The sequence below is a fragment of the Bacillus lumedeiriae genome (assembly GCF_044891285.1).
Lineage (GTDB): Bacteria > Bacillota > Bacilli > Bacillales > Domibacillaceae > Pseudobacillus > Pseudobacillus lumedeiriae.
The window spans coordinates 1-558 of the sequence record NZ_JAUIYO010000047.1 but is presented as its reverse complement, the minus strand read 5'-3'; the positions used below and the strand labels follow the sequence as shown (position 1 = coordinate 558).

5 tRNA genes are annotated in these 558 nt (G+C 52.0%); all 5 read left to right on the top strand.

The features are described 5' to 3' along the window. Window positions 1-51: 51 nt before the first annotated feature. The 5 genes from QYG89_RS17080 to QYG89_RS17060 all read left to right on the top strand — a co-directional run bounded on the left by QYG89_RS17080 (window position 52) and on the right by QYG89_RS17060 (window position 506). Window positions 52-126, top strand: a tRNA-Asn gene (locus tag QYG89_RS17080). 4 nt (window positions 127-130) lie between these two features. Continuing rightward, window positions 131-223 (top strand) — tRNA-Ser (locus tag QYG89_RS17075). 32 nt (window positions 224-255) lie between these two features. Then, window positions 256-327: transfer RNA gene (locus tag QYG89_RS17070), tRNA-Glu, on the top strand. Window positions 328-333: 6 nt separating this feature from the next. Continuing rightward, window positions 334-409: transfer RNA gene (locus tag QYG89_RS17065), tRNA-Val, on the top strand. 23 nt (window positions 410-432) lie between these two features. Continuing rightward, a tRNA-Met gene (locus QYG89_RS17060) sits at window positions 433-506 on the top strand. Window positions 507-558 lie beyond the last annotated feature (52 nt).

Sequence of the window (558 nt, the reverse complement as noted above, 5' to 3'; positions counted from 1 at the left end):
CCCCCTGTGAGAGTAGGACGCTGCCAGGCGAAATATTAAGCATAAAATTATTCCGCAGTAGCTCAGTGGTAGAGCAATCGGCTGTTAACCGATCGGTCGCAAGTTCGAATCTTGCCTGCGGAGCCATTAAGGAGAGCTGTCCGAGCTGGCCGAAGGAGCACGATTGGAAATCGTGTAGACGGTTACCGCCGTCTCAAGGGTTCAAATCCCTTGCTCTCCGCCATTAACTTTCAGCAATTTATAAATATATTAAACGGCCCCTTGGTCAAGCGGTTAAGACACCGCCCTTTCACGGCGGTAACACGGGTTCGAATCCCGTAGGGGTCATCATATGGAGGATTAGCTCAGCTGGGAGAGCATCTGCCTTACAAGCAGAGGGTCGGCGGTTCGATCCCGTCATCCTCCACCATATTAAATCAATATTCTTATTATCGCGGGGTGGAGCAGTTCGGTAGCTCGTCGGGCTCATAACCCGAAGGTCGCAGGTTCAAATCCTGTCCCCGCAATCATGGTCCGGTAGTTCAGTTGGTTAGAATGCCTGCCTGTCACGCAGGAGGT